The organism is Microcystis sp. M_QC_C_20170808_M9Col (assembly GCF_007095495.1).
GTDB lineage: Bacteria > Cyanobacteriota > Cyanobacteriia > Cyanobacteriales > Microcystaceae > Microcystis > Microcystis aeruginosa.
Genome location: NZ_SFBZ01000297.1, coordinates 1 through 22,456, shown reverse-complemented (window position 1 = coordinate 22,456; position 22,456 = coordinate 1). Strand labels below are relative to the sequence as shown.

Annotated in this window: 15 protein-coding genes; 4 read left to right on the top strand and 11 right to left on the bottom strand. The window is 39.8% G+C overall.

The features are described from left to right. Nucleotides 1-10 precede the first annotated feature (10 nt). Nucleotides 11-550 carry a phycobiliprotein lyase gene (locus EWV68_RS18855; protein ID WP_045361336.1) on the bottom strand — a complete coding sequence of 180 codons (540 nt, stop codon included), beginning with the start codon at nucleotides 548-550 and terminating at the stop codon, nucleotides 11-13. Nucleotides 551-888: 338 nt separating this feature from the next. Between EWV68_RS18855 and EWV68_RS18850 the strand changes: the two genes are divergently transcribed. Then, complete coding sequence (locus EWV68_RS18850; protein ID WP_012266983.1) at nucleotides 889-1,809, top strand: NAD(+) kinase; 921 nt, start codon at nucleotides 889-891, stop codon at nucleotides 1,807-1,809. Between the two features lie 239 nt (nucleotides 1,810-2,048). Here the strand turns inward: EWV68_RS18850 and EWV68_RS18845 are convergent, their stop codons facing one another. The 7 genes from EWV68_RS18845 to EWV68_RS18815 form a co-directional block, all read right to left on the bottom strand. Next, nucleotides 2,049-3,116: a ribonucleotide-diphosphate reductase subunit beta gene (locus EWV68_RS18845; protein ID WP_287170706.1), complete on the bottom strand. Its 1,068-nt coding sequence runs from the start codon at nucleotides 3,114-3,116 to the stop codon at nucleotides 2,049-2,051. A 53-nt stretch (nucleotides 3,117-3,169) separates the two neighbouring features. Then, nucleotides 3,170-3,622 (bottom strand): DUF29 domain-containing protein, encoded by a 453-nt coding sequence (locus EWV68_RS18840; protein ID WP_287170704.1) that lies wholly within the window; start codon nucleotides 3,620-3,622, stop codon nucleotides 3,170-3,172. Nucleotides 3,623-3,659: 37 nt separating this feature from the next. Next, nucleotides 3,660-4,112 carry a DUF29 domain-containing protein gene (locus tag EWV68_RS18835; protein ID WP_287170703.1) on the bottom strand — a complete coding sequence of 151 codons (453 nt, stop codon included), beginning with the start codon at nucleotides 4,110-4,112 and terminating at the stop codon, nucleotides 3,660-3,662. Between the two features lie 11 nt (nucleotides 4,113-4,123). Further along, complete coding sequence (locus tag EWV68_RS18830) at nucleotides 4,124-4,576, bottom strand: DUF29 domain-containing protein (protein WP_287170702.1); 453 nt, start codon at nucleotides 4,574-4,576, stop codon at nucleotides 4,124-4,126. Between the two features lie 3 nt (nucleotides 4,577-4,579). Continuing rightward, nucleotides 4,580-5,056, bottom strand: a complete 477-nt coding sequence (locus EWV68_RS18825; RefSeq protein WP_287170701.1) for a DUF29 domain-containing protein — start codon at nucleotides 5,054-5,056, stop codon at nucleotides 4,580-4,582. A 38-nt stretch (nucleotides 5,057-5,094) separates the two neighbouring features. Further along, complete coding sequence (locus EWV68_RS18820; RefSeq protein ID WP_079210015.1) at nucleotides 5,095-5,586, bottom strand: DUF29 domain-containing protein; 492 nt, start codon at nucleotides 5,584-5,586, stop codon at nucleotides 5,095-5,097. Between the two features lie 62 nt (nucleotides 5,587-5,648). Next, nucleotides 5,649-9,008 carry a ribonucleotide reductase barrel domain-containing protein gene (locus EWV68_RS18815; protein WP_287170699.1) on the bottom strand — a complete coding sequence of 1,120 codons (3,360 nt, stop codon included), beginning with the start codon at nucleotides 9,006-9,008 and terminating at the stop codon, nucleotides 5,649-5,651. A 485-nt stretch (nucleotides 9,009-9,493) separates the two neighbouring features. On the opposite strand from EWV68_RS18815, the gene EWV68_RS18810 reads away from it, so the two are divergent. Beyond that, nucleotides 9,494-12,487, top strand: coding sequence for a plasmid replication protein, CyRepA1 family (locus EWV68_RS18810; RefSeq protein ID WP_287170698.1), 2,994 nt, complete (start codon nucleotides 9,494-9,496; stop codon nucleotides 12,485-12,487). A 25-nt stretch (nucleotides 12,488-12,512) separates the two neighbouring features. Here the strand turns inward: EWV68_RS18810 and EWV68_RS18805 are convergent, their stop codons facing one another. Further along, complete coding sequence (locus EWV68_RS18805) at nucleotides 12,513-13,004, bottom strand: GNAT family N-acetyltransferase (protein ID WP_287170696.1); 492 nt, start codon at nucleotides 13,002-13,004, stop codon at nucleotides 12,513-12,515. Nucleotides 13,005-13,155: 151 nt separating this feature from the next. Then, nucleotides 13,156-19,293: a translocation/assembly module TamB domain-containing protein gene (locus EWV68_RS18800; RefSeq protein ID WP_287170694.1), complete on the bottom strand. Its 6,138-nt coding sequence runs from the start codon at nucleotides 19,291-19,293 to the stop codon at nucleotides 13,156-13,158. Nucleotides 19,294-19,751: 458 nt separating this feature from the next. On the opposite strand from EWV68_RS18800, the gene EWV68_RS18795 reads away from it, so the two are divergent. Next, on the top strand, nucleotides 19,752-20,942 hold the full coding sequence (locus EWV68_RS18795; RefSeq protein WP_287170693.1) for a DUF3747 domain-containing protein: 1,191 nt from the start codon (nucleotides 19,752-19,754) through the stop codon (nucleotides 20,940-20,942). A 335-nt stretch (nucleotides 20,943-21,277) separates the two neighbouring features. On the opposite strand, the gene tnpA is transcribed toward EWV68_RS18795, so the two are convergent. After that, nucleotides 21,278-21,697, bottom strand: coding sequence for an IS200/IS605 family transposase (tnpA, locus tag EWV68_RS21965; RefSeq protein WP_061432013.1), 420 nt, complete (start codon nucleotides 21,695-21,697; stop codon nucleotides 21,278-21,280). Between the two features lie 184 nt (nucleotides 21,698-21,881). Between tnpA and EWV68_RS18790 the strand changes: the two genes are divergently transcribed. After that, the coding region (locus EWV68_RS18790; protein ID WP_287170691.1) for an RNA-guided endonuclease InsQ/TnpB family protein at nucleotides 21,882-22,456 on the top strand (575 nt) is incomplete at its 3' end.

The window sequence follows — 22,456 nt, the reverse complement described above, 5'->3', positions numbered from 1 at the left end:
GATTTTTTGACTAATTGACCCGTTTTTCTAGATATTGACCGATCATCAATTCTTGACCGGCGCGAGAGATAATAGTTTGTCGGGTGCGATATTGTTGACCGATGAGTTTAATTTCTTCTTCAAAGACAGAACCGGCGTATTCTGTTCTCAGACAGAGAGTAGAGGGGTTAGGAAAGGTATAAATAGCGCTAACGGGTTTATCCGTCGCAAATCCCCGATCGCGATAGAGGATATTATCTAAAATGCCGAATATAGTCGAACCGTTGGAGGGTTTTTTACTCTGGGGACGCAGATAATTACTTTGCCAAGTCACTTCCGTGCCACCTAATAAAGCTATATCTTCCAGATTATGTAAACGGGCAAGTTGAATTAATGGTTCGCTGCCTTGGGGTAAATATTTAATCTCGATGGCGCTGATAACTTCTTGGGGTTCCGTTTCTTGGGTGAGGGTGTAATAACGTCTCTGGGATTGCCAGCGTCCTTCTGTCTGCTTAAAAAAGGCTAAAGCCGAGGTTTCCAGCGATAATTGGGCGGTTTGAATTAATGTCATAGAAATAAAACCTTTCCTGTTTTTTGGGAGAGCAGATTTGTTATCCTTTGTCAAGAGTTTGCCAGAGAACTGTTACACATCTTAATACAATTATAAGCTGTTAAGTATTTAAATTGCCAGTTGAGATGAGGCACTCTTGCAAGAGGCAAGAGGCAGGAGATAGGGTGGTCACTGCGTGCGCGTTGCGGGGGGTTTTGGGGTTTTAGTTGAAATTCCCCCACTTCCCCACTTCCCACTTCCCCATCCCCCAACCCCCTTTTTACCTGTTACTTTTCACCCGATCTGCCCGGTCTTGCTATTGTTAAAAATATAGAACCTCCGAACAAGGTCTCAACTCCGTGCAGTTAAAACAAGTAATCATTGCTCATAAGGCCAACCATCCCCAAAGTAAAGCATGGGCGGAAAAATGCGCTAAACAGTTAGAAGCCCGTCAGTGTAAAGTTTTAATGGGACCCAGTGGCTTTAAAGATAATCCCTATCCAGTATTTTTAGCCTCAGCATCGGAAAAAATCGACCTCGCCATCGTTTTGGGCGGAGATGGAACCATTTTAGCCGCCGCTCGCTATTTAGCTCAGCAAGACATTCCAATTTTAGCGGTGAATGTCGGCGGCCATCTGGGATTTTTAACGGAACCTTTTGAGATTTTCCAAGATACGGAGACGGTCTGGGAGCGTTTACAATCCGATCACTACGCGGTACAACAACGGATGATGTTAACGGCCAGAATCTATGAAGGGGATAAAATAAACCCCCAGGCAGTGAGCGAGGCATTTTATGCCCTGAATGAGATGTGTGTGAAACCCGCTAGTATCGATAGGATGCCCACCTCGATCCTCGAAATCGAAGTGGACGGGGAAGTAGTAGATCAGTACCAAGGGGACGGCCTATTAGTGGCTACTCCCACGGGGTCCACCTGTTACACCGCTTCCGCTAATGGCCCGATTATACACCCCGGCATGGAAGCGATCGCTGTCACCCCGATTTGTCCCTTGAGTCTCTCCAGTCGGCCGATTGTCATTCCCCCGGCATCTCTGGTCAGTATTTGGCCCCTGGGAGACTACGAATTAAACACTAAACTCTGGATGGATGGTGCTTTAGCCACTTCCATTTGGCCTGGGCAATGGGTGGGAGTTACCAAAGCTGAAAAATTCGCCCAATTTATTATCCTGCGGGAAAGCTATTCTTTTTATCAGACTCTACAGGAAAAATTACAATGGGCCGGGGCGAGAATTCATTATGATGGCAATCGTCATAATTAGGAATGGCTCAAGAGCTTCTGGGAGTGGTGTCTGGGGGATGATTGAGTATATCTTCTAAAATTGGTCATTACCTCCGATTTTATCAGTCAATCCCAGCTTTTGCGGGTAGAACCCCCCAAACCCAGAAGCGCATTTACTGATTGTCGGTATTTCTGCAAGAGAGGGTCAAAAGTTGTCAAAATATTTGACAAAGTTGCCCCTTTGTGGTAAGAAATTGGGTTATTCTTGTCCCGTAAATTTTAAATTTCATCCCATCCAGTTAAGCCAGAAGACATAACATAACTGGTAACGGTTGCTTCAAAAAAGTTCGCTTTGGTGTGGCCTTCTTTTTTGGTATCGGAGAAGCGTTCCAGATGGTTATAGGGACTTTTGTTATACTTTTCTTCCCTGTATAAAGGCTCAAGTCCGATCGCTTTCAGCCGAATATTAGCGAGGTATTTAGTGTACTGTTCGGTACTGTATTCGGTAATACCTAAAATGTCGTTGCCAACAATGTGATTTGTCCAGCGACATTCGTGTTTAACGGCCGTATCGAACATCTCATAAATCTGTTCAACGGAATGGGAAAAAGTTGCCATGGCTTCGGGAATAAGTTTCTGATACAAACGGACGTGACTTAATTCGTCCCGGTTGATCATTTTGAAAACGTCAGCACTACCGGACATTAGCTGTCGAGAAGCGAGATTATAGAAAAAGATAAAGCCGTTGTAAAAATACAAACTCTCCAGCAAATAATCGGCAAGAAGGGCGATAAAATAGCTTTCAGTAGTTTGTTTATCGATATATTGCTGGTAGAGACTAGCGATAAATTGACAGCGATCCTTGAGAACTTTATCGGTACGCCAAAAGTCATAAACTTCACCTCTGCGATCCGAGGGAATAATGGTTTCAATTAAGTATTGATAACTTTGATTGTGCATGGCTTCTTGGGAAATTTGTTCCGCCATACAAAGACTAATTTCTGGCGCAGTGACGCTACCTTTTAGGTGGGGAATATTACAGGTTTGTACGGAATCAAGAAAAGTTAGATAGGACAAAATACCATCATAAGCATATCTTTCTTCATCGGTAAGATGCCCGTATTCAGTTACGTCTTGAGTGATATCTAAGCGTTGCGGAATCCAGAAATTTTCGCGCATTTGTTGATATAAACCCACCGCCCAGGTGTAGCGGACATCGTTTAACTGCATCAGGTTGGTGGTGTTACCAAACCAGATCGAACGGTTTTCGATCGCATCATCTCCCGCCGGATTGAAGATCGGGGAAATGGGCATCGAATGGCAAGAATTAACTAAATGTAAGGACATGATTACTTGGATATTATGGCACTTTTAGGTTATAGTAGGTTTTCGGTAAAAAGTCAAATGTTTTGATTTTGATTAGGAATAAATGCAAAATCTAGGGCTTCTGCCAAAGTAAATGGGCAATCCTTCGGGAATTTCTCTAGGTTTATCCCTGTTTCAATAGCGGCTTTTTGTCTGGCTTTATTATAGCATTTTTTTAAATTGTCTTCTGTTAAAAAACTCTTAAGACTAGGGCTATTTTCTAAATCTTCTTCGATTCTTTCTCGCTGCTCAAAAAGGGTTAATGCCCAGCTTCTGGTTTGTTTTTCTGGCTCTTGTAAGTATTTTAGTAAATGCCATAAAATCACGATCAGATTGCTTTTTAATGCTTTCTGTTGACTGATAGACATAGATTTTATTTCGTCAATTAAATTCTCTAAATCTAAATCAGAAAATTGATGATTTTCTAGTAAAGATATGGTTTTCTCTAGCCAGAGATAGTAGTCTTTTTCGTATAAGTTCTTTTCCATAATTACCCACTTCACTTGCTTTAATCTTCTCTCAATATTATTTTGATATTTCAGGAAACCAATCCTCATTTAAAGCCTGTTCTATAGTGCAAATTGGAGCTAAACCGACCAAATTTTCAGCCATTCCAGATAATTCGATCAAAGAAATACGAGCTTCTTGAAAAGAGTTGTTAAAAATTTCAATTAGATAAGGCTGTAGACTAGGACTATCGGCAATAATTCTTTTTATGGCACGACGGAAATTCCTAATTTCATTTTTCCATCCTCTTTGATTATATTCTAATTCCGATTCCCAGTAAGCTAGTTTCAGCAAATGTTCTAATAACCGAGTTAAATAACTTTCTAAACTTCGTTTCTCACTTTTACCCATGCTACTAATTTCGTCAATTAAATTCTCTAAATCTAAATCAGAAAATTGATGATTTTCTAGTAAAGATATGGTTTTCTCTAGCCAGAGATAGTAGTCCTTTTCGTATAAGTTCTTTTCCATAATTACCCCCATTATTTTGATATTTCAGGAAACCAATCCTCATTTAAAGCCTGTTCTATAGTGCAAATTGGAGCTAAACCGACCAAATTTTCAGCCATTCCAGATAGATCCAGAAATAATTTACGAGCATTTTGATAACAGGGCGAGAAAATTTCCGATAGATAGGGCTTTAAACTGGGACTGTCTTCAATAATTTGTTGAATTCGTAGGCGAAAGTTACGAATTTCATTTTTCCATCCTCTTTGATTATATTCTAATTCCGACTCCCAGTAAGCTAGTTTCAGCAAATGTTCTAATAACCGAGTTAAATAACTTTCTAAACTTCGTTTCTCACTTTTACCCATGCTACTAATTTCCTCGATGAGATTATCTAAATCCAAATCGGAAAATTGATGATTTTCTAGTAAAGATATGGTTTTCTCTATCCAGAGATAGTAATCTTTTTCGTATAAATCACTCTTCATTGCTTAATCCTCTCCGAGAAACTCAGGAAACCAATTTTCATCTAAAATTTGGTCGATTGATCCAATAGGTGTAGCACTTAAAAGTCTTTTATCGATGCCAGAACCTTCGACAAATAGATGGCAAGCATCCTCATAACATGGCTCAAGAATCTCGGTGAGGTAAGATGCTAAGTTTGTATTATAAGTTCCATCCTTTTTGTTGCTAATAATTCTTTTTATTTGAATGCGAAAATTTAAAATCTCACGTCGCCACTTGTTTTTATTGTAATCGCGCTTAGATTGCCAATAAGTTAATTTAAGTAAATGTTCCAAGAGTTTAGTTAGTAAACTCTCTAACTTCTGACGTTCTCTTCTGGACATATCTTTGATTTCTTCAATTAAATTTTCTAAATCCAACTCAGAAAACTGGCGATTTTCTAGTAAAGATATGGTTTTCTCTAACCAAAGATAGTAATCCTGTTCGTATAAGTTCGTTTCCATAGTCCCTCACCTTAATTAACTATAATCCAACCAAATCATCAGTTATTATTATCCTCATATTCAGGAAACCAATCATCATCCAAAGCTTGGGCAAGAGTGAGAATTTTTTCCCTGGGCAAAGTATTGATTTTTACTCCCATTTTTCTAGCTAGGATGCGAAGGGCTGACTGATAACATTTATCAAAACTATTCTCTAGATAGGACTTTAAACTTGGATTATCATCAAGAACTTCCCATAAATCAATTCTAAAAATAGTAATTTCTCCTTTCCAGTGATTAGCATTATATTGGCTTTCCGATTGCCAATAAGCGAGTTGCAGCAAATGTTGGATTATTCTAGTCAATAAACTTGTTAAGGTATGTTTTTCCTTGATACCCATACTTTTAATCTCCTCGATGAGATTATCTAAATCTAAATCGGAAAATTGATGATTTTCTAGTAAAGATATGGTTTTCTCTATCCAGAGATAGTAATCCTGTTCGTATAAAGTCTTATCCATAGCTGTGATTAGGTGATCAATAAAACTCATTTTATCAGTCCTAATCTTTGATGTAAAAAAATTAAGGTGGGCATTGCCCACCGAAGTTAACCTTAATTAGCGCAACTAGAACAACTATCGTCAGACTCTCGAAAATTGTCCTTTTGTACGGTACGGATATAATAAATCGCTTTACACCCCAATTCCCAGGCCATAACTAGGGTATCAAAGATATCTTTGGCAGTGAGACAACGGTTGGGTTCTTCGGGGAAATAAACCCCTTCATTGAGGTTGAATAATAACTCCATAGAAATCCCCGTATCGATCCATTCTTGCATAGTAGCGATCGCTTTCACCACTTGCTGCTGTTCGAGATTTTTGTTCTCTGAATAAAACCAGAAAGCTTCTTCAATAAAAGGTGGTGCGATGGGAACGGTTCCCTTTGCCCATTTATCGTAGAAAAAGCGACTATAAACCGGCAAAACACTAGCGGTACATCCCTGTACCAAACTAGAGGAAGTATTAGGAGCAATGGCGGTAATATGGGAATTACGGATGCCAAATCGTTGAATATCTGCGGCTAATTGTTGCCATCTTTGCGGTTGCACCGCATTATTTAAAAACCATGCCACTGGTTTTGCTCCGATTAATTTACCTTGACTCCATTCACTACCCAAGAAAGCTTGATAAGCACCGCGTTCTTTGGCTAATTCCATCGAGGAATAGGTACACCAATAGCCAATTTCTTCAAATAAATTACTAATTTCTGACAGGTTATTGTAGGATAATTTCCGTTTAGCTAACCAGTCAGCCAATCCCATCGCCCCTACCCCAATAGTGCGATATTTATCGTTGTGGTTTTTAGCATTATCAAAGGGAGGATTAGTGATATCGATAGTATTGTCGAGAATCCTGACAGCGATTTGACAATTAGACTCAATTTCTTCCCTGTCGATATTGGCTAAATTAAGGCTAACTAAATTACAGCAATGGGCAGTTTTATCGGGGGTGACATTGCTGAAAGATTCGGTGCATTGTCCTGTTAGAATGCCGTTAAACATTCCCAGATGACGCTTGGGTTCTGTAAAACAGTAGGTGTCATCTCGACGACAGGTTAATTCTACCGATTCAATGCGGATAAACTGAGTGGCCGAACGTTGGGGTTCTTTTAAAGTCCATTGTAAGCGATGAGTTTTAAGTCCCAATTGACCAAGTTGAAATAGTCCGACAGAATTAATCAGTAAACGATATTTTGGTTGACAGAGATATTCTTGATAATTTCCCTTTCCATTTGGCATCAATTTATAGCCACCGTCATCCATAACAGTAACTTTGGAATCAACTCCTAAAGTCTGTAACATTAGGCGAATATCGAGCAAAAATTGCCGGTTAACAGAAGCAATCTGGAGAGACTCGTTAGAACCATTGCGGGCAACTGTTCCATCGGCATCAAGTAAACCAGCTAACCATTCTAAACGAGATTTAATTGTGTAACCATTTAGAGGAACTGTAAATTTACTGGGAATATCTAACGGGAGTTTACAGACGATCCGATCTTGTTTACTGTCATGATAGACCGCTAGGGTATCGGTTTCTTTTCTCCAAAAAGTACCTTTTTCAATAGAGCCATTTCCCTGATATTTGTTACGAATAGCCAATAAGGAAAGTAACTCTTTTTTAACTCCGTATAGGTCAACTTCTGGCATTCCATTGTTCCCGTAACTCCCATCTCCAGAAAAGAATCCTGCGGTGTAGGCGTAGGGAAAGTCAAGATCATTTTCTGACTGGATGAGAGGCAGCTGGTATTTAATTAATTTATCCCCTTGTTTGAGGTCTTTTGCCTCCACAATTTCCACGGTTCCCTTGTAGTTTTTCTGAACGTAAAACTTATGGTAGTAAGTACATTCCAAGGACTCTCCGTTAGAGAAATTGACCTTTAATAAAGGCTGGTTTTCTCCAGTCTTTTTAACTAATACTTCTGACCACTCCAATCCATTCCAGACATTAACATATTCCCCCACCAAATCAGCGATTGCTATTTGTCCTCGGTCAGTGAGAATTTTTGTTTCTCCCGCGACGCATAAATTTACACCGGGGATATAGCCATCGTGCTTATTAGGATTAGCGCGATTGATGGTATCTTTGAAGGCAATGTAGGGCATTCCTGTTTCTACTTGGGAACGCATGATACTTTTAAATAAGTCCCGGGCATTGATTTTTTTATAGAGGAGAATCTCTTGATCTAAATTAGCTTCTACTAAACGATAGGCCTCTTCAAATTCTTCTCCCCATAGTTCCGCTAATTCTATACCTAATTTATTGCGAACTTCGTAGGGATCAACTAATGTCCACTCGGCTTTATTTATCACCCGACGCATGAATTCATCGGTGATAACTAATTGGGGAAAAACATCATAAGCTTTACGTCTTTGATCACCGTTTTCTGTCTGCATTTCCAGAAATTCTGGCACATCTAAATGCCAGATGTCAACACCGATAGTTACTGCCCCGGCGCGTCTTCCCCCCTGATTTACTGCAATAGCTGTATCGTTGAGTAATTTAATCCAAGGAATAATCCCCCCGGAAGCATTAGCTTTCCCCATTACCCAGCTACCAGTGGCGCGAATTCTACTCACATTCACCCCGACACCGCCACCATTTTTTGAGATGCGGGCAGCATTAGTAATCTCGTCGAAAATGCTTTCTAAACTGTCGTCAATGGAGAGGATAAAACAACTGGTTAAGGAACCTTTGGGAGTGCGTAAATTGGCTAAAATTGGGGTGGCGAGAGAGATTTTTCTTTGAGCAATCGCTTGATAAAATTTCTTCGCCCAGGGGAGTCTATTAGCTGGTTCTTCCACAGTGGCAAGCAGCAAGGAACAGGTTAATAATGCCTCTTGGGGTAACTCATTTTTGAGTAAATAACGGCTAGTGATTAACAATGCCCCTGCGTAATCATAATCGATGTCCCAATCGGAATTAATCCAAGAACCAGCTTCTTTTAATTCTGCCTCGGAATAGATGAGAATCCTTTCGTCGTATAGCAACTTTTTAACTTGAGTTTTGACAGTTTTCTCGTAATTTCCGTACTGATAACCCCGGGCTACTAAGGTATCTTTCCAAAGACTCCAAATATGCAATCTTCCCGCCACATAGCGCCAATCCGGTTCCTCTGGACTACACATTTCTAGGGCGCAATTAATTAAATTATCCTGTATTTCCCTAGTGGTAATCCCATCCCGCAGGCGTGTGGTTAAACCCGCTTCTAAGGCGATTGAATTGACTTTTTTGCCCTCACAAGCCCACTCTACCACGTCGCGAATTTTGCCGATATTTAAGCTTGTGGTGGAACCATCGCGCCGAATCACTCTAATTCCATGGCTGCCCATATTAGCTAAAGGGGTAGAACGAAAGGGTATTACTTCGTTATTTTTGTGAATGGAAACGGCAGTAGTCAAGGGCTTTGATTGCATAATTGGAAAATTGCGGCGTTAAAAAACTTGACAAATTAATCTATTTGTACTAGAGTATTCTATCAGATTTTCTGGGAAAACACAACATCTAGCGTGTTAAATAATCCTATCACTCTATATATGGTATAGCCAGGATTATTTTGTTCCCTAAAAACAGTGTTTTGGATGACATTTTCTGGAAAAAATTCTTGATTTTTCCCAGAAAACAGTTCTTTTGTATGCTTGACAAAAGAACTATTCTTTGATAGCAAAAACAGATTGACAAAATACTTTTGATCCGATTCTGCTTGACTGCTGAGGAGGTTGTGGTCAGACTTTATTTGTTCTTAACTTTTCGATAATTTAAGACAAGAGTGGATTAAAAGTCAAATTTCCTCTGAGAACCTCTGAGAGAGGAAATTTTCTCTTTTCGCTATTTAGTGGCTTACCGCTAGAATAATAGGACAAAAACGCTATATATAGCGTCTAGCGAGTAGAGGACAAGGATGAAATATTTAGAAGAATGGCGTGATAGCGGGGTGGACGCGGAGTTAATCGATCTCAATGTCACCGGTTTAGCGGGGTTATCTCCCAGTGAATACCTACTCTACTCCCAAGAATTACCGCGACGCAATGATGGCAGAGTTAGGGATGATATTCTCAAGCGTTATGAACATATCAGTCAAGGCGGTTGGTGGTGTTCAGGAATTGACTTATTAACGGGTAATTATGACCTTTGGGGCTGTTTTAAGCCCGATTTTCCCCGTTTAAGCTTTGATAAGGCTAAACCGATTAAGTACGAACATCCTCCCCAAACCCCTACGGGAGTCTTTGCTTTGCGGGTTCCCCTGAAAATTTGGCACAGGATAGCCCAGCATATCAGTATTAATATTTTAACTGAAGAAGTGGATAATAAGCAAGAGGATCTCGGTTTTTGGTCCTGGGTAATTAAACATCCAGAGATACCTATTTGTCTTACGGAAGGAGCGAAAAAAGCGGGGGCATTACTAACAGCAGGTTATGTGGCAATTGCCTTACCCGGAATTCACAATGGTTATCGTACTCCCAAGGACGAATTAGGTAGAAGAATCGGCAAATCTCATCTAATTCCGCAGCTAGAAAAATTAGCTAATTCAGGACGAAAGATTTATCTAGTTTTTGATCAAGAAACTAAACCAAAGAACCAACAAGCGGTTAATTTAGCTTTACAGAGAATGGGTTATCTATTCAGTCAGGCTAACTGTCAGGTAAAGGTAGTTACTTGGGATGCTGCTGACGGTAAAGGGGTGGATGATTTACTAATCAATCGAGGAGAAGATTACTTCCAACAAGTCTATCAAAAAGCTACCTCTTGGGAAATTTGGAAGGCAGCGAGTTTAAATAGTTTAACTCTCCCACCTCATCTAGAGTTAAATAGCCGTTACTTGCCAGATATTGCTATCCCTACATCAGCGCAGTTAATGGCGATTAAATCGGCTAAAGGTACAGGAAAAACTGAGTTTTTAGCTAAGATAGTTAAACAGGCTATTGCCAATCAACAAAAAGTTTTAGTTATTGGTCATCGAGTCAAACTGGTAGAGGAGCTATGTCAACGCTTTGGTTTAAACTATATCAGCAAAATTAGGGATAATCCTGCGGCACAAATTTACGGTTATGGTTTATGTATTGACTCTCTCCATCCCCAATCACAAGCTAAATTTCAAGCAGAAGATTGGCAAGAAGCTATGATTATTATCGATGAGATCGAACAGGTCCTATGGCATGGGTTAAATGGGGATACTTGTAAAACTAATCGAGTAGCAATTTTAAAGTCTTTAAAGTCTCTGCTACAAACTGTGGTCAGCAGTGGGGGAAAAGTCTTAGTTGCTGATGCTAATTTAAGTGATATTTCCCTAGAATATTTAACTTCTTTGGCGGCTATTAAACTAGAAACTTTCTTGATTAGTAACGAGTGGAAACCTAATTATCAGCAAGCTTGGCAAGTTTATAACTACTCTGATAATACTCCCCAACAGCTAGTTAAGGATTTAGTTAAACATATTAAAGAGGGAGGAAAACCTTTTGTTTGTCTATCAGCACAAAAATTAACCAGCAAATGGGGGACAATTACCCTAGAATCTTATCTAAGAAAGCAATTTCCTCAGAAGAAAATTCTGCGGATAGATTCAGAGTCATTGCCAGATTCTAGTCATGCTGCCTATCAAGCGATTGGCAATTTAAATCAGTTGTTGCTTAACTATGATATAGTTCTAGCTAGTCCTGCGATCGAAACGGGAATTAGTATTGATATTCAGCAACACTTTACCTCGGTTTGGTGTTTAGCACAGGGAATTCAAACTCCCACTTCTATCGCTCAATTTTTAGGGAGAATTAGAGAGAATATTCCTCGTTATATTTGGTCAGCAGTGTACGGATTTAATCAGGTGGGCAATGGTTCCACTTCTATCCCCAAACTTCTCACCTCTGGACACCGACTAACGGAGGTTAATATTCGCTTATTACACCAGTCAGATTTAGAATCTCTGGAGGATTTAGATACAACTTTTCAAGCGGAATCTCTCCTCTGCTGGGCAAAAATGGCTGTGCGAGTAAATGCTTATATGCTTAATTATCGTCAGTCAATTCTAGGTATTTTACAAGCAGAAGGTCATAGAATTAAAGAACGGAATCAGGAAGAAGAACTAGAAATAACCAATCAGTTAACGGCAGCAATTGAAGAAATTAGGGAACATAATTATCGTTCTGAATGCGAGGCAATTGCCAGCGCTTCTGAGATCACGGAATCAGAATATCGTTGGCTAAAAAAACAGTTAATTAAGTCAGTGAAAGAAAGGCGAATTCTCAGGAAATATGACCTATACAAACGCTATGGAATCCCCGTCACACCGCAATTAGTCATTAAAGATGATCAAGGATGGTATCAAGAACTACGCTTACATTACTTTTTGACAATTGGGCGACAATTTTTGTGCGATCGAGATGCTTTAATTGCCCGTAAACTGATAGAATCAGGCCACGGAAGTTTATTTATTCCCGATTTTAATGGTAGTCAATTAGGAGTGATTATCGGGACGTTAGAAGTGTTAGGAATTCCCGTATTATTAGCTAACCCTGAAAGAGAATTAACTAATCATGATGCCGATTTACAAAAAATGGCCGAAATCGCCATTAAAAACCGCAACGAGATTAAAACTATCACCAAGATTAACCTCTCTAATACTTCCCGTCCTCTGACGATTATTCGTAATTGTTTGAACTTGTTAGGTTATGAATTAACCAGCAAGGGCAGCCAGAGAATTGCTAAAAAATCTCTAAAAGTTTATCAGATTGTTGCCCCTCAGGATGGTAGAGAACAAGTGTTTCAACAATGGTTATTTAGAGATGAAAAATGTGCGGGAAGTTCTGAGATTTGGTATGAGGACTATCTCTTTTCTCTCCCCCAGAAACCATCTCTAGGCGAACCGGAAAATGCTTATATTCAATTAAGTCTAGAATTATAGTCTAGCTATGGGCAAAATTGTCTATTTAAGCGACTTTTTTGCCTAAAATGACCACATCAGCCAGAAAATCGTCTAGATCGGCAATTTGAGGTAAATAACCCCATCGTTGAAAGCCGAATTTTTCAAAGAGACGAATACTGGCTTGATTGTGGGCAAAAATAATACAGATAAGATTAGATATACCCAATTTGGGACAGCGATTCAGGGCATATTCTACTAATAATTTACCGATTCCACGACCTTGATAATCGGGGGCAATATATAAACTAACCTCTGCCGTTTTTTGGTAAGCGACACGACCATAAAACATCTGTAAACTCAGCCAACCCACCACCCGACCTTCGATCGCTATTACCCAGATGGGATACTGTTCAGGATTGTGCTTTTTAAACCATTCTCGCCGACTTTCGAGGGAAATAGGCTTTAAATCTGCGGTTGCCTTGCGAGTGGGAACAGCTGCATTATAAATCTCGATAATTGTTGGTAAATCTGTTTCTTTGGCCTCGCGAATAATCATAGAATATCAAGTAAAAAGTCAAAAGTCAAAAGTCAAAAGATAATATTTCTTATTTTCTATCTACCTATCCGGTTGATTCTCAGGATAAAGTATAACCTAATTTTGCCTTGTCTCCTAACTTCTGAATTCTGCTATATCTCTCAATCTTACTTTAAAATTGAGTTTGATAGCGGACGGTAAACTCATTCAAATTGTAATCGTAGGAAAAGCGGATAAAAGACTGGGAATTGACTCGATAGACGGTTTCCAAATTGGGAAGAATATTAAAATCCGTTGCCCTGATCGCATTACTAACCGCATTCTCCACATCATACACGACTCCTTGAGCTAAGAGGGGAATCGCCAACTGAACCACTCCAAATTGAATTAATTGTTCTGTATTTTTCCCCTGTAAACCATTAAAAACCGACAGCAATTGTTCCCCCAAAAGTCGAACGATTTCCCCTTGGCTGCGGGGGGGAGTGCTGGTTAATTTAACTAGGGGAGTATTAAGCAATCCCTCATCTTCACCTCTAGCAAAAGCCACTGCTTGTAAACAATTAGCAGCTTTTTGTAATTCTGTATCTGTATAGTTTTCCTCTAGGGGAAAAGGTGGACTATCGGGACGAATTTGGCACACTTCATTGATATTACGTCCTAAATTTGGTAGCAAGCGGTTTAATTCCCCTTCAACGCTGAGGGTGACATCAATCCTTTGAATGCGATTGAGGCTATCATCGGGAATTTCATTGCTAGGAAAATCCCCCCCCGGACGGGAGATAGCAAAATCACGAGATTGAGAAAATTCGCTAAGAATTGTTCGCAGTTGAATATCAACAAAGGGATTAAAAAGTCCCAACCCGCGACTAGAATCGAAAACAATAACATTTTGATTGCGTCGGTTAAGAAGAAAACGAGTATCGATGTAACTAACCCGTCCTCGATCGAGATTAATCACTCCATTGGTTTGTAATTTCTCCAGTGGAGTGAGCGGACCGTTCAAGGTTAAAGCACCACTAAAATCAAATTGATACAAAGGTTCTTGTTCGATTGATAATCCTGCTAAAGACACTTGGAAATTATTTAAAACTGGAGTAATATTTGTCGTCTGAGGAATGTTGAGAGGCTGCAGCCAGCGACTCACCGGTTTATCCGTTTCTTGATTAATTTCTGCGGTGCGAGGAAGAAAAACTTTACCCCTAGAAAGACGCACATTCCCCCCGATAATTGGTTGCTGAATTGTTCCCGTTACCATGGCATTCCCAGCAATTAATCCCCGATAAAGACCATTAATTGCTATATCTCCCTCTTGAATATTAACTGTTAAGGGATTAGGATTATTTTTGATGGCTTTAAAGAAAGGTAAAACTCCCACCACAGAAATTTGTCTGTCAGCGATCGAGCCTTGTAATTCCTCTACTGTTAAGCTTTCAGGGGTTAAACCAATGCGGCCATTTACGGTTAAAATCTCTGGAAAAGCAACACTGCGGATAGCGGCATTATTGAGAGTAACTATACCATTTGCTTCTAAATCTTTGATTTTTAAGCCCTCTTTTATATCTAATCTTCCCGTCGCTGAAAGAACTACCTCTCCCTCACCGTTAACCCATTCGATGGTGTTTTGACTGATAGCTTCAATTAATTTGATTGCATCGGTTCCCAATTTTGCTTGGATTTTTAATTGATCATTACCCGGTAAGGGAGGATAGGGAATGCTGGCATAGATTTGGATTGATTCGGAGGAGGTTGTCCGCAAATCAAAACGATACTGATTATAGGTAAATAAACCAATTATATCCTGATTAATATTTTGGGCATTAATTGCACCGTCAATAAAGGCAAAATTACCCTGAATACGAGGATTTAATAAGGTTCCTGCAATTTGTCCTTGAGTTTTTAGACTACCGGATACATCCAAGGGAAACTGTACAAAATTTCTCAAGAGATCCAGAGAAAGATTTTCCACGGCAAAAGTTCCCTCTACTTTGTTTAGGGAAAAATCACCCGCTAAAAATACGGAAGAATCTCGTGACTTTAATCTAATCGGTTCTATCCTGAGCAACTGACGATTTAAGTTAAGATTAATTGTTACTTCATCAATCGGAATTAATTGGGTATCGGTGGTGACAATTCCCAGAGGGTTAACAATATTTACCGTCGGTCTTTGGGGTCGCCATTCCCATCTATTGCCCTGAAATTGTACGCTAAGATCGGGATTTTTTAAAGTCCCAGTTAAGGCTATATTTGCTTGATAACGGCCGCGAAAATCTAGTTCAGAAGGTATCCCGACTACCCCTCTTTCCCTTGCTAATTGCTGGATTATTTCTTCAATTTTTGCCCGCAAATTTACCTGTTGTGCTAGGGAAGCTTCGGAGTCACCTACTCCTAGGGGACTAAGTTGAATAGCCTGGTTACTCTCGGAGGAGAAAAGGTTGATTAAACTGGTTAAATCATAGATACTAGCAACTGATAATAAATCTTGAATATAACCTTGATCTACCCTGAGTTTAGCTTCTATTGCTTGGGTTTGCCAATTAAATAAACCTTGCAGATTATATTGACTTGCACCCGCTTGTAAACTACCTTCTTGCAGTTGAACTATGGAATCACGATAAACCAAATTTGCCGTTAATTTTTCCCCGATTAAGTTACCTAAACTAGGTCGGTTAATCTCTAGTTGTCCCTGTCCCTGTAAGTTAAATAAATTGATGTCTAGATTAGCATTCACTTGTCCAGCAATAATCCCCGGAACATTGTAGGCTGCCGTAGGAGATATTTTCAGGATTTCTAGGGGAAAATCGGCAATCTGAACATTTAAATTTTCGCCGCTTCGTTTAGCTGTTGCTAGAAAAGTAGTTTTATTTCCAAAAGCTTGGCGAATATTTATCCCTAAGGGAAGATAGGGCAGCAGACAATTATTTTGTTGACAAGGATCGAAAGTCAGGTCAATAATGTCCTGATTTCCCCGCAGATTTAAACTAATATTTTGACCGATTCCTGCTTGCATACTTCCTTTTAAGATAGGTTCAAAGGGTCGATCATTAATGCTAAAATTCGCTAAATTTATATCTCCTTTGATTTGTATATTTCCCACTTTTTGCCAAGCAGTTAAGAGATTTTTTCCTGTGATTTGTCCTTGAAATTCTCCGATCCCTGTCAGTGTCGATTCTCTGGGTTTCAAACGAGGATCGATCGGTAAAAGCGATATAATCTGAGTTAGCGGTACAGTAGCAAGGTCGGTTTTTGCCTGTAGATTTAAGTTAACCTCAGCGATATCGGGTTGACTGATAAGATTAGCTAAAAGAATATTTCCTCGCACATCAAAGCTATTTTCTCCCCACTGTGCCGAAAGATTATTAACCTGAATCGGTGTTACTCCCTGCCAAATTTCTTTAATGTTTCCCGCTAAATTGGCACTAAAATCTAATTTTGGAATCGAGATTGATTTTACTTCCCGCAATTTCCCTAGCAGGGCAGCGGGAGCGAGATTAGTGGCAATAATATCACTTTGCCAAAAATTATTATTCAGTTGTGCCTTAGCTTTAATTTCTCCTTTGGCTACATTAATACGAGAGTTAAAAACTGCTTTGATACTGCTTAAGTTGAGTCGTTTTTCTTGCAGGGAGTCGAAAATAGTTTGGGCATTTCCTGCTGCTTGAAAACTGGTTTGGGAAATATGCAACGGTATGGGAATATTAGTCTGAAAACGCTCTAAGCTACCGAGAATATTAAAAATACCGTTGTTTAACTGAATCTCAGTATTAATCGGATTATTATCCACTAACAACCGAGTATTTACCCTAGCATTGACGGTGGACAAATTAGGGATTTTTCCCGCTAGTAAATTATTGATTGCACTGGTGAAATTGACTTGGGTTTTCCCTAGACTAACAGGAATATTTATATTGGGTAAAAACGGATTTAAGTTAATGCCAGCTGTATTAACTATACCGCTTAAAATACCTTTTTCCAGTTGGGCGGTAGTTTTTAGGGATCGATTATTGACAAATAACTGTATATCTCCCTCTCCGCGCCAAGTTTGTAAATCCGTTAAAGTACCGCTAATCAGAGCATTTATTCTGCCAGCAAAGCTGATTTTTGCCCTGCCTAAACTGACGGGAATCGTTAAATTTTCTGTAAAATTATTGAAACTAATCCCACTGGTATTAACTGTTCCTGTCAGGAAACCTTGATTCAGTTTGGCTGTGGCAATTAAAGGATTATTATCTACTAATAACTGCATATTACCTTGACCTTGCCAACTGCTGAAAATATTATTTTTATTATTTAGTAATTCTCCTAAATAACCTTGTAAATTAATTTGCGATCGCAGTAATTTAACCTGGGTTGGTAAGTTAGGCAATAGGGAATTAATCGGCAATCCCGCTAAGAAAGCGTTAGCCTGAAGATTTCCTTGCAATACTTGACTATTGACTGAAATTGTGCCTTGTTTACCGCTAATTCTTAAGTTAGCAACTCCGTTTAAAGTATTAATATTAAGTTGGTCAATTTTGCCACTAACTTGAATATTAGCTGTCTCTAAATTTAAGGGTTCTAAGGTTTCTAGGTAGGGGCAAATGCTATCTAAATATTGACAAACAAGAGGCACAAAAGGAGTCAATAAAAAGTTATTACCCGTGATTTTTCCCTGGACTAATTTGCTAGTAAAATCACCATTACCATTAACCTGTAGTTTGCCGCCATTTGTTTTAATGACCGTATCGGTTAAATTTATTTTGTTGCCCCCTAAAAATACTTTACCCTCCCCGGCAACATTGATTAATCCTGACTGATTAACCCTGGGTATTTGCCAATTAATTAATAATTGTGGCAGTCCTAAACTACCCCTAGCTTTAATATTAGCTTGCAGATCGTTTATATTAATTTTAGCGGGAATTGTTGCCAGTTGAGATAAAATTTTTCTCGTGGGAAAATTGGCTTGTAAATTCAAATTAATTGGCATTTTTGTCCCGTCAAGAGGTTGATTTTTTTGCAGGGATTGCAGAATATTTAACTGCAATTTTCCTTCTCCTTTAATTTCTCCACCTGCGACGGGTTTAATTTGAATTTTATCTAAATTAAGACGATTGAGATTTGTTTGAAAATTACTGGTTATTGATTGAATAGGAATTTGCTCAAAAATAATCGGTTTGCTGTTGCTAACGGTTCCTTTAATTAGAGGTTGATCTAGTTTTCCCGTCACTTGAAAAGTAGAGCGTGCTTCTCCCCGTAAATCTAGAGGTGATTGCAGATAAATAATTCTTAAAAGTTGTTGTAAATCCACCGATTCTAGAGCGACATTGAGATGATAACCAGTTTGCCAATTTACTTCTCCTCTCACCTCAGTTTTAATCTTGCCAATAGTTGCGGTCGCTTGTTCAACTAATACTTTGTCTCCCTGTAAATTTAACTTAGTTGTTAGCTTAATTGGATACTGGAAAGGTTGGAATTTTCCCGCTACTTCCGTCACCTGAAAATTGCCATTACCTTGACTTTGATTTAGCTTTGCCCAACTGGGAATATTGAGAGCAATATTAGCATTTACTTGTCCTTGATTTAATTGAAAATTGCGATTAGGAATTAAAGTTAATAGTTCACTTAAGTTTAAACGGTCGATCTGAAGATTAGTTAGGCTTTCACCCGTTTTTAACGCCGTTTCTCCTTGAATTTTTACTTGACTTTTGAGGATTTCTGCGCTAAAATCGTAGGTGAGAGGCTGCCTTTGATTATCAATAAATCTTCCTTGACCATCAGCCTTAATTTCTATCGGTTTTTTCAGGGCATAGGGTTGGATATTAATAGCTGCCTTCTCCACCTGAAAACCCAGATTTAACCTAATGGGTGCCTCCCGATCAAAGTTACTAGCTATTTTTTCTAAATTATCGAGCCATTGGCCATTTTTATCCTGATCGAGATAAATACTGGGATTAATTAACTTGACATCAACCGGCAGCGGCAGACCTAAAAGTAAGGGCAGTGGATTTAATCCCAATTCGATCGCATCAATAGATAAACTATCAGCAGAATTGGCCGTAGCTGGAATTTCCGATTTACCGATACGAATGCGATTAAAATAAAAGCCCTCTATCTTACCTACCCTGACAGGTCTGTGCAGCATTTCACTGAAGATATTGTCTAAAATTGGGGTTAGACGTTCATAAACTAAATAACGAGTCGTAAAATAGCCAAGGGAGGTAATTCCTAGGAGAGTAATTCCCCCGACAATTAAAGTAGAAGGCCGGCGGAAAAATCGACCGATACTCAGAAAAAGATTAGGACGAGGAGAAGGATCGCCAGGGGAGTTACTCATAATTGTTTACCTCACACACACCAAAGAAAGGGCAATGGCTCACCAGAGCTAATGAACTATGATAATTCACCGCAGCACTGATAGCCCTCAATCGATTAATTGCAATTTTTTAGGCAATTATTGGGCTTAAATCCTGTGAGGAAGTCAAGGGCTGCGGCCAATTAAAAGCCTCTCTCCCCATCTTAGCCTAAGACTCGAATGGCTGGCTAAAATTTTCAACAATTCGCCAAAATCTCCCCAGTTTCAACAGCTAACCGAATTAATATTGATCAACCCACCAGTTCCATCAGAATATTGCCAGGATAAATAGGTTCGGAAATTGAAGATTGAGAGAAAACTTGTGCGGACAGACAACAATCCGGCGCAGTCTGGAACAACGACCGGAAGCATTCAGTCATAGAATATTGGGATTAGCACGTCTATTTTTACTGCAAAAATCGTCTTATAGATTAAAGATTATGAAAGCCAGATTATCGATCGCCCTAACCGCCCTAATGACCTTGGGCATAACTGCCACACCAGCGGCCAACTTTGACGAACAGGACATCGAGCAGACCCAGGTAGTAGCGATCGCTCGTCCCTACGGAGGTAATAAATTTGACCTGCTAGTCTTGGAACAAATCCAGGGAAAACAGAAGTGTTGGATCGAAAGCGGCTCAAATCCCGTCATGATCGACCCTCTACTCCTCAACTTTGACTTTACCGGCATTTGTCGCCGCGCCACCGACAGTAATGGTTATTCTATCCGTCTGGATGGCCGGGATTTTGGGCTAGATTACATCCTGCGTATTGTGGAACGCAATGGCGAATTATACTTAGTGGGAACCCCCCGGGATGCCCGCAGACCGGAATTAGTGGTGGGAAGAACCCGAGGAATGCAAACGGGATTTATGAAAATTATCCTCGAACCGGGTTGGAGATTTAGCCGTCGTACTTTTCAAGGCAAAAGTTTAGGCCACTTCTACTTTAGCGGCAAAGAAGCGGAAGTTCTCGCGGCCACCGGCAGACCTCCCCTCAGCGAAACCACTCCTCCCCCCAGTTCTGGGTCTAGTTTCCAGGATATTAGCGGCGATATCTATAAAACTGAGATTGAAAAAGCGATCGCGCTTGGGGTAGTGGCCGGTTTTAAAGAAGATAACACCTTCCGCCCCGAAAATCCCGTCACCAGGGAACAATTCGTCTCGATGATTATTGAAGGGATGGGAACTGTCACCAAAATTAACCTAGAAGAGATTCCCCCCGGCAGCGGCAGTTTTAACGACGTAGAAGCGACGCGCTGGAGTGCCAAAAAAATCCAATGGGCCCGGGCCAATGGTATTGTTGCCGGCAAAGCTAACGGCGAATTCCGTCCCACCGACCCTATCACCCGGGCCGAATTGATGGCGATTCTCAAACAGGCCGCCACCTACCTGAAAACTCAGCAAAAACAAGCCCCCGATTTAGCCCAAACTAAAACCCCCGTCAATTTTTCCGATACTTCCGGCCATTGGGCCGCCAGTTTAATTACCCAGATGTCGGGATTTTGCGGTGTGGCCTCTCCCTTGAACGAACGGGGTAGTTCTTTTGTACCAAATGATCCCGCCCGTCGTAACTACGCAGCAGCCGCCATCGTCCGTACCCTCGATTGTGTTAAAACCGCCAAAAAATAAGTAGGGTTTGCGGCAAAAAGTTTTTCTTAGGGTTAGATTGTGGGGTTTTACCCATTTTTAGGAGGTCAATTACCTAATTTTCAGGGCAAAAGTCCCCCAATTTTCCCCCCGCTCACTCCCAGTCCCGGAACTTTTTGATCTCAAAAAGGCCTAAAGATATTATCCAATTACCGATGACTGATTACTGATTACTGATGACTGATGACTGATTACTGATTACTGATTACTGATTACTGATTGTGGTTATTAATTTTTACCTTAAATGTCGGTTTGAAGGAACCCTCGGTTTCACTGACGAGATGAAAAACCGACCAGCATAAAACAGCGAAGCACAGCTAATATTCAGGGGAGTCTTGATTCTCGACATATTTCTTAAGTTGGTCTATTGTGACACCGCCACAACTAGCCACAAAATATGCCCCTGTCCACAAAATTCTCTTATCTTGACCATATATCTCTTTCAAGTGGTCTGAAAAGTTATCCCACATCAGCTGGCAAGAAGTTGATTTTAAGTTAGCGATTAGACTACTTAACAGTTTATGAGGGGGGTAAGTTAAAAGAATGTGAACATGGTCTGATTCTCCGTTAATCTCTATTACCTTCGCCTCCCATTTCTCAGCTATGTTTTGAAAAACTATTCTCAAAAACTCTAAATGCTTTTTCTGGAATACTTTCCGATGATATTTTGTCACAAGAACTATATGTACGGTGAGATTAAAAGTGGCTCTACGAGTCTTAAAATAATTAGTTTTTATGCTCTTGACACTTTTTACAATGAATTACTATACTCATAATATAAGTGGGTGGGTGGAATTAAATATAAGATGAACGTAGGTTGGGTTGAAGCATGAAACCCAACGCCTGCTCATGTTACGCTACCGCTAACCCATCCTACAAATAATTGTGCCTCCCTACTTAACACATTGAGAGGTCGAATCGATGCGAGTCATAGAGTTTAAGTTAAAAGTCAATCCTTCCCAAAAGATAGCCATTCAAGAGGCTATCAGGGTGGGACAGTTTATTCGGAACAAATGTCTAAGATTTTGGATGGACTCTACCAAAGAAGATCAGGTTAACTATGCTACTTTGTGTAGGCTAACTACCGAATTATCTAATAGTCCTGAGTTCTCTTTTGTTGGTAAACTCAACTCTATGGCTCGTCAAGCAAGTGCCGAAAGAGCTTGGTTTTCTATATCCCGTTTCTACGACAATTGTCAAAGGGGTTTGGCAAAAAAAGGCTATCCCAAATTCAAAAAGTTTTCAAGGTCTGTCGAGTACAAAACTTCTGGTTGGAAACTAACAGAAGACAAAAAGTTTATCCACATCACGGATAAAACAGGGATAGGAAAATTAAAGTTAATCGGTACTTTTAACCGTGAGATTCTCGATAAATCTACTATCAAAAGAGTCAGGCTTATTAAACGAGCCGATGGCTTTTATTGTCAATTTGTCTTAGACATTGAGAGAGTAGAAACCTTTGACTCTACAGGAAAAGAAGTAGGGATTGATTTAGG

Excerpts from the sequence above, each read along its gene's own strand:
- EWV68_RS18845 (WP_287170706.1), bottom strand. The coding sequence starts at position 3,116 with ATGTCCTTACATTTAGTTAATTCTTGCCATTCGATGCCCATTTCCCCG.
- EWV68_RS18825 (WP_287170701.1), bottom strand. The coding sequence starts at position 5,056 with ATGGAAACGAACTTATACGAACAGGATTACTATCTTTGGTTAGAGAAA.
- EWV68_RS18800 (WP_287170694.1), bottom strand. The coding sequence starts at position 19,293 with ATGAGTAACTCCCCTGGCGATCCTTCTCCTCGTCCTAATCTTTTTCTG.
- EWV68_RS18805 (WP_287170696.1), bottom strand. The coding sequence starts at position 13,004 with ATGATTATTCGCGAGGCCAAAGAAACAGATTTACCAACAATTATCGAG.
- EWV68_RS18795 (WP_287170693.1), top strand. The coding sequence starts at position 19,752 with ATGAAAGCCAGATTATCGATCGCCCTAACCGCCCTAATGACCTTGGGC.
- EWV68_RS18815 (WP_287170699.1), bottom strand. The coding sequence starts at position 9,008 with ATGCAATCAAAGCCCTTGACTACTGCCGTTTCCATTCACAAAAATAAC.
- EWV68_RS18835 (WP_287170703.1), bottom strand. The coding sequence starts at position 4,112 with ATGGAAAAGAACTTATACGAAAAGGACTACTATCTCTGGCTAGAGAAA.
- EWV68_RS18810 (WP_287170698.1), top strand. The coding sequence starts at position 9,494 with ATGAAATATTTAGAAGAATGGCGTGATAGCGGGGTGGACGCGGAGTTA.
- EWV68_RS18830 (WP_287170702.1), bottom strand. The coding sequence starts at position 4,576 with ATGAAGAGTGATTTATACGAAAAAGATTACTATCTCTGGATAGAGAAA.
- EWV68_RS18820 (WP_079210015.1), bottom strand. The coding sequence starts at position 5,586 with ATGAGTTTTATTGATCACCTAATCACAGCTATGGATAAGACTTTATAC.
- EWV68_RS18840 (WP_287170704.1), bottom strand. The coding sequence starts at position 3,622 with ATGGAAAAGAACTTATACGAAAAAGACTACTATCTCTGGCTAGAGAAA.
- EWV68_RS18855 (WP_045361336.1), bottom strand. The coding sequence starts at position 550 with ATGACATTAATTCAAACCGCCCAATTATCGCTGGAAACCTCGGCTTTA.